Here is a 6513-nt window from a genome sequence, read left to right as displayed (position 1 = left end):
CTGTATGCTGCTGTGCGGTTTTCCTGCGTGTGCTTTTCGCGCAGCGGACCGCGGGTGCCAGCCGGCACCCGGCCTTCCCTGCGCCCTCTTGGCTTTGAGGGTGGAGTGACGAAGCAAAGCTCGGGCGAAATGCGCCGCGAGGATGCGGCGGTGCGTCCGCCTACTTCTTGTCCCTAACGCTAGGGACAGACTCGTTGCTGCGATCCGCTTAGCATGATCCGCCTGGTTGCTCGGGACCGCGGGACGCCTTCTGGGCAGCGACGGCGCCTCCTGGGGAATACTGCAAGCCGAGCCGGGGCGCCCGATGTACCCGGCGGAGCCATCAAAGCGGACAGGGAGGAACAGGACATGAAGATCGGTTTCGCGCGAGCCTCGCTTCTTGTGGCATGCGTCCTTTATGGACATGCTGCTCACGCGGACATCAAAATTGGAATCGTGATTTCGGCAAGCGGCCCGGGATCCGCACTGGGCCAACCGCAGCTCAAGACGGTTGCAGCTCTTCCGAAAGAGATCGGTGGAGAGAAGGTGACCTATATCGTCCTGGACGACGAGTCGGATTCGACAAAAGGAGTCCAGAACGCACGCCGGCTGGTGATCCAGGACAAGGTCGACGTGCTGGTCGGCTCCTCTCTGACCCCGGTGACCATGCCGATGCTGGATGTCGCGCTCGAATCGAAAACGCCGCTGCTGTCACTCGCCGCCGCTACCGCCATCGTCCAACCGATGGATGAGAAGCGCGCCTGGGCCTTCAAGGTCGTTCCCAATGACGATCTCATGGCGGCCGCCATCCTCAAGCATATCGCGAAATCGGGCGTGAAGACGCTCGGCTATATCGGCGTTTCCGATGGATACGGGGAGGGCTACTACAAGGAGGTGAGCCGCCTCGCGCCCGCGTTGGGGCTGACCGTGACCACACATGAGGTCTATGCACGAGCCGACACCAGCGTCACGGGTCAGGCGCTGAAGGTGATGTCGACCAATCCCGATGCCGTCTTCATCGCGTCCGCAGGAACTCCGGCGGTCCTGCCGCAGCAGGCGCTCCGCGAGCGCGGATACGCCGGCAAGATATTTCAGACACACGGCGTGGCCAGTGAGGAGTTCATCAAGCTCGGTGGCGCGAACGTCGAAGGTGCCGTATTCGCGGGCGAGGCTTTTACCATTGCTGCCGATCTTCCCACGGCAGATCCGTTCCGTCGCTCGACCGAGGAGTTCGTGACCGCGTATGAAGCGGCGAACGGGCAAAAGCCCAACATGTTTGCTGCTCACCTCTGGGATGTCGTCGCGCTGATTGGAAAAGCTGCACCGGATGCGCTGAAGACAGCAAAGCCTGGCACAACCGAATTTCGCGCGGCGCTGCGGGACGCACTCGAGCGAGGGCAGAACATCTATCTCAACAATGGGCTGTCGAACATGAGCAAGGCCGATCACAACGGCTATGATGAGCGCTCGGCCTTCCTGATCAAGGTCGAAGGCGGGAAGTTCCGCCTGGCAAAGTAGCGGCGCGCCGATCAGTTTTGTACGAGCGCGGTGGCGGGACACCATGCCTGCGCCGATCTGGTCCGGTCGTCCGTTTGGGGTCCAGAGATGGCTGATCGGGGATGGGTCGTTCCATGCCGGGGAGCCTCCAGCAGGGCGCGACCTGATCAGAAAAATCGATTTTCGATTTTCTATTGACCCCTCCGCGTTGCCTTGTCATCATTCGACCCATGGGTCCGCTTCAGTTTCATATGACCGGAAGCCCCGGGGATGGTCCGCGCAGCCTGACATCGGCGTTGCACGAGCGCTTGCGCGCCGACATCCTGGCGACGCGGCTGCTTCCGGGGCAGAAGCTGCATATCGCCGGCCTCGCCAAGCAGTTTTCCGTGAGCCTCGCCGCCGTACGTGAGGCACTTTCCCGACTGGTCGCCGACGGGCTCGTGCTGGCGTCCGACCAGCGTGGCTTCCGGGTGAGCCCGGTGTCGCTCGCCGATCTCGCCGACGTGACGCAGACCCGGATCGACATCGAGGGCCTTGCGCTCCGTCGCTCGATCGAGCGGGGCGACGATGCCTGGCTTGCCTCGGTGAAATCCGCCTGGGCGGACCTGAAGGCCGTTCCCTATCGCTATCCCGACGATCCGACGGTGCATTATGAGGAGTGGGTGGTCCGCCACCGCATCTTCCATCGTGCACTGGTCAATGCCTGCGGCTCACCGTGGCTGCTCGGCTTCCGCGACGTGCTGCACGAACAAAGCGAGCGATATCGCCGCCTCTCGATCCGCAGGGAGGTCGGCAAGCCGCGCGACGTCGAGGCCGAACACAAATCGATCGTCGCTGCCGTCGTCAAACGTGACGCGGATGCGGCGGTTCGCGCATTGGCAAAGCACTTCGGCATCACCAAAGAGTTTGTCGAGCTCGCCGCGCCTCGCATTGCGGAGGTGAACGGCGCGAACTGACGATCCGGAAAAATCCGGCAAAGAAAAACAGAGACCGGGAGGAAACAGATCATGAAAACAACTCGCCGCAAGGCGCTATTGGCGTCGCTCTTCGCAGCCGGCGTGCTCGCCGGCCCTGCCACCGCCGCCGAAACCATTCGCGTCGGCCTGCCGACGAAGACCTACTGGCCGACGACGATCGCCGAGACGGCCGTACGGCAAAAATTGTTCGAGAAGGAAGGCATCCAGGCCGAGCTGACGATCTACCGCAGTGGTGCAGAGACGTTCGAAGGCATGGCTGCGGGCGCGGCCGATATCATCCTCGATCCGCCCTCGCTGGTCTCCGCGGGACGCAAGAAGGGTGTGATGTCACGGATCGTGGCCAATGCCGCGATGGGAAATTTTGGCTGGCAGTTGATGGTCCCGGCCAAGTCGACGCTCGACGTCAAGGGCCTCAACGGCAAGAAGGTCGCAATCACCGCCGCCGGCTCCGGTTCCGACCTGCTCGCACTATGGACACTCCAGGACAAGAAAATCGATTTCACGCGCGTTCCGGTTGGTGGCGGCGGTCTGGTGCCGAACCTCCTGGCAGGCAACGTCGAGGCCGCCGTGGTCTATTCGCCGCTGAGCTTCCAGATCGCGAAGTCGGGCGAAGCCAAGTCGATCCTCGATTACGCCACGGCGGTGCCGCCGAACCTCACGGCAGGCTGGATCGTGCTCGACAAATTGGCGGAGACAAAGCCTCAGCTGGTCCAGAAGGCGGTGAACGCCCTCTATGGCGCGGTTGCGTTCATGCGCGCCAATCGCGACGTGACCGTCAAGCTGATCGCCGAGCTCTACGAAATGCCGGCCGAGATCGCCGCCCTGGAATACGACAACACGATCATGAAGCTCGAGACCAGCGGCGACATGGGCGCGCCTGACGTGAACGCGGCCGTGCAGCTGTCGCTGGACCTGGCCAAGCTCGGCGGGCTCAAGGACATCGTGCCGGTCGAGGACGTCATCTCGACCAGGTTCAAGCCGGTTCCAACCAAGCCGTAACGATGCAGAACTCGCTCGCCATCAAGCTCGCACGGATCGCGATCGTCATCGCGGTCCTGGCGCTATGGGAGTTGCTGTCGCGCACCGGCATCGTCAATCCGCGCCTGCTGCCCTCGGCGTCCGACACGTTTGCGACGCTAGGCGACCTCCTGCAGCGCGCGGCCGTGCGGAAAGACCTGATGGTGACGGCGACCGAAGTGCTGGCTGCGTTCGCGCTAGCCGTCCCCTTCGGTGCCGTGATCGGCTTCCTGGTTGCGGAGAACCGCTACTTCGCCGACGTGGCCAAGCCGCTGCTGTTCTTTGCCTTCAGCATTCCGAAATCCATCTTCCTGCCGATGTTCATCCTCGTATTCGGCGTCGGCTTCGCCCAGAAGGTCGGCTTTGGATTTTTCTCCACGATCTTCATCGTGATCATGTCGACGACCACGGCGGTGGAGTCGGTCAAGGTCGAGCATCTCACGGTGGCGCGCTCCTATGGCGCAACTCCGATGCAGACCGCGTTCCGGGTCTATCTGCCGAGCATGCTGCCGGTGCTGCTGGAGGCCCTGCGGATCTCCATGATCTTCAACCTCACCGGGGTGATCCTTGCCGAGATGTACGCCTCGCGCGACGGCATCGGCCACCAGATCGCGACCTGGGGCGAGAACTTCCAGATGAAGCAGCTTCTCGCCGGCGTCGTGATGGTCGCCGCGATCGCAATGACCTTCAACGAACTTGTCAGATGGGTGGAAACGCGATGCAGCCATTGGCGAACGTGACCCCGTTGAAACCTCCCGCGCGCGCCGGCGCGATCGAGGTGAAGAATGTCGGCCAGGTCTTCAAGACCAGGTCTCAGGACGTGGTCGCCCTGGAAGACGTTTCGCTCGATATCAAGCCGGGTCGCTTCGTCGTGCTGGTCGGCCCGAGCGGTTGCGGCAAGTCGACGCTTCTGATGATGATGGCGGGCCTGCGCCAGCAGACCTCGGGCACGATCACGATCAATGGCGCGCCGATTCCGCAGCCCGATCCGGACAGGGTCGGCGTGGTGTTCCAAGAGGCGAGCCTGTTTCCCTGGTTGACGGCCGAAGACAATGTCGAGTTTCCGCTGGCCCTGCGTGGCGTGCCCAAGGCGGAGCGCCGCGCCAAGGCGCAGGATGCGCTCACGCTGGTCGGCCTCGACGGATTCGGCAGGCGTCATCCGCACGAGCTCTCGGGCGGCATGAAGCAGCGCGTCTCGATCGCGCGCGGGCTGGTGCAGGACCCGCCGGTGCTGCTGATGGACGAGCCGTTCGCGGCCCTCGACGAGCAGACCCGCATGACAATGGGTGACGAGCTGCTGCGCATCTGGGCGGCGACCGGCAAGACCGTGGTCTTCGTCACGCACAGCCTCACCGAAGCAGTCTATCTCGCCGACGAGGTGATCGTGATGTCGGCGCGGCCCGGCCGCATCGTCGATCACCTCCAGGTCCAGCTGCCGCGGCCCCGCACCTACGAGATGCTGAGCGGCGATGCCTTCGGGAGCTTGCGCGACCGCATCTGGCGGCATATCCGCAAATCGGCGTGAGGCGGAGATGAGCGCCAAGATGACTGCGAAGAAGATGACCGGGAAGATAAGTGCGAAGACGCTGCGACATCTGATCGTGGTCGGCCTGATCGCGCTGTGGGAGCTGCTGCCGCGCACAGGTCTCATTCCCGAGCTGTTCCTGCCGTCCCTGTCATCGACGCTGATCGCCGGATGGACCGAGGCACCCGAATACGGTCATGCGCTCGCAGTGACGCTCTACGAAGTCGTGGTCTCCATGGCCTTCGCCTGCGGCGGCGGCATTCTGCTCGGCGCCATCGTCGGCAGCCTGCCGCGCCCGCGCGTCCTGATCATGCCGATGGTGTCGAGCCTCTATGCCGTGCCGCTCGTGATCCTCTATCCCGTCTTCACGGTGTGGCTCGGCATCGGCTCCGAATCCAAGATCGCCTTCGCCTCGATTTACGGCTTCCTGCCAACGATGCTGGCCACCGCCGCCGGCATCCAGACCATCGACCCTCAACTGCTGCTCGCTGCACGCAGCATGGGCGCGACGCTGAGCCAGCGGCTGGTTCGCGTCATCATTCCCGCGGCGATTCCGACAGTGCTGTCGGGGCTCCGCGTGGGAGGCGCGCTGGTGATCGTTGGCGTCGTCGTCTCGGAGATGCTGATCTCCTCGGCCGGCATCGGTTATCTGATCTCGCGCTACCGCACGATCCTCGACAGTCCGCACGTGTTCGCCGGCGTCCTCCTCGTGCTGTTCATGGCGATCGCCTTCAACGCCGCAATCCGGGGGATCGAGCGCAAGGCGGCGATCTGGCAGACCGGCACGCGCGCCGGTCAGGCCAACGACGACATCGCATCGGGCGAGATGCAGCCGGCGACTTGAGGAAATTCCGCGTGTTCGATCTGACCTTGACATTCGACAACGGCCCCGATCCCAACGTGACCCCGCGCGTGCTCGACATTCTCGGAGAGCGCGGCATCAAGTCCACGTTCTTCGTCATCGGCGAGAAGCTCGCCGATCCCGCGCGACATCGCCTTGCGATGCGTGCGCACGGGGAGGGGCACTGGATCGGCAATCACACCTTCACCCACAGCATCCCGCTCGGTGAGCAGCCGGATCGCGATACAGCAAAGAGCGAAATTGGCCGCACGCAGGCCGCGATCGGTGATCTCGCTCATCCGCAGCGCTGGTTCCGGCCGTTCGGTGGCGGCGGCAATCTTGATACGCGGCTGCTGAAACCATCCGTCGTCGACTATCTCACCCGCAACAAGCACAGCTGCGTGCTCTGGAATGCGATCCCCCGCGACTGGGACGATCCCGACGGCTGGAGCGAGCGCGCCGCTGTCCAGTGCAGCCGGCAACCCTGGACGCTGATGGTCCTGCACGATCTTCCAACCGGTGCGATGGACCATCTGGAGCAGTTCCTCGACCGCGCGGAGGCGGCCGGCGCCCGCTTCCGCCAGGATTTCCCACCGCAATGCGTTCCGATCCGCAACGGCGCGATCGCACTTCCGATCAACGACTATGTTTCCTCCATCGAAGAGAGCGTTTGACTG

7 protein-coding genes are annotated in these 6513 nt (G+C 63.7%); all 7 read left to right on the top strand.

The window, feature by feature from the left end; translation table 11 throughout:
• The first annotated feature begins 348 nt into the window (after nucleotides 1-348).
• The 7 genes from AC0L20_RS03620 to AC0L20_RS03590 all read left to right on the top strand — a co-directional run bounded on the left by AC0L20_RS03620 (nucleotide 349) and on the right by AC0L20_RS03590 (nucleotide 6510).
• Nucleotides 349-1497: an ABC transporter substrate-binding protein gene (locus AC0L20_RS03620; RefSeq protein WP_473287450.1), complete on the top strand. Its 1149-nt coding sequence runs from the start codon at nucleotides 349-351 to the stop codon at nucleotides 1495-1497.
• Nucleotides 1498-1727: 230 nt separating this feature from the next.
• Nucleotides 1728-2432 (top strand): GntR family transcriptional regulator, encoded by a 705-nt coding sequence (locus tag AC0L20_RS03615; RefSeq protein ID WP_473287449.1) that lies wholly within the window; start codon nucleotides 1728-1730, stop codon nucleotides 2430-2432.
• Between the two features lie 51 nt (nucleotides 2433-2483).
• Nucleotides 2484-3452 (top strand): ABC transporter substrate-binding protein, encoded by a 969-nt coding sequence (locus AC0L20_RS03610; protein WP_473287448.1) that lies wholly within the window; start codon nucleotides 2484-2486, stop codon nucleotides 3450-3452.
• Nucleotides 3453-3454: 2 nt separating this feature from the next.
• Nucleotides 3455-4210: an ABC transporter permease gene (locus tag AC0L20_RS03605; RefSeq protein WP_247433352.1), complete on the top strand. Its 756-nt coding sequence runs from the start codon at nucleotides 3455-3457 to the stop codon at nucleotides 4208-4210.
• The gene (locus AC0L20_RS03600; protein ID WP_456764975.1) at nucleotides 4189-4995 is read left to right on the top strand and encodes an ABC transporter ATP-binding protein; all 807 of its coding nucleotides are present in this window, start codon (nucleotides 4189-4191) and stop codon (nucleotides 4993-4995) included. The genes AC0L20_RS03605 and AC0L20_RS03600 overlap by 22 nt, the downstream gene beginning before the upstream one ends.
• 7 nt (nucleotides 4996-5002) lie before the next feature.
• Nucleotides 5003-5839, top strand: a complete 837-nt coding sequence (locus AC0L20_RS03595; protein ID WP_473287447.1) for an ABC transporter permease — start codon at nucleotides 5003-5005, stop codon at nucleotides 5837-5839.
• Between the two features lie 11 nt (nucleotides 5840-5850).
• Nucleotides 5851-6510 carry a polysaccharide deacetylase family protein gene (locus tag AC0L20_RS03590; RefSeq protein ID WP_473287446.1) on the top strand — a complete coding sequence of 220 codons (660 nt, stop codon included), beginning with the start codon at nucleotides 5851-5853 and terminating at the stop codon, nucleotides 6508-6510.
• Nucleotides 6511-6513 lie beyond the last annotated feature (3 nt).

The sequence above is a fragment of the Bradyrhizobium sp. Kon58 genome (assembly GCF_055807455.1).
The sequence above is the reverse complement of the archived record's forward strand: the minus strand, read 5'-3'. Positions and strand labels throughout refer to the sequence as shown.

Coding starts and splice junctions, on each gene's coding strand:
- AC0L20_RS03620 (WP_473287450.1), top strand. CDS start 349: ATGAAGATCGGTTTCGCGCGAGCCTCGCTTCTTGTGGCATGCGTCCTT.
- AC0L20_RS03615 (WP_473287449.1), top strand. CDS start 1,728: ATGACCGGAAGCCCCGGGGATGGTCCGCGCAGCCTGACATCGGCGTTG.
- AC0L20_RS03610 (WP_473287448.1), top strand. CDS start 2,484: ATGAAAACAACTCGCCGCAAGGCGCTATTGGCGTCGCTCTTCGCAGCC.
- AC0L20_RS03605 (WP_247433352.1), top strand. CDS start 3,455: ATGCAGAACTCGCTCGCCATCAAGCTCGCACGGATCGCGATCGTCATC.
- AC0L20_RS03600 (WP_456764975.1), top strand. CDS start 4,189: ATGCAGCCATTGGCGAACGTGACCCCGTTGAAACCTCCCGCGCGCGCC.
- AC0L20_RS03595 (WP_473287447.1), top strand. CDS start 5,003: ATGAGCGCCAAGATGACTGCGAAGAAGATGACCGGGAAGATAAGTGCG.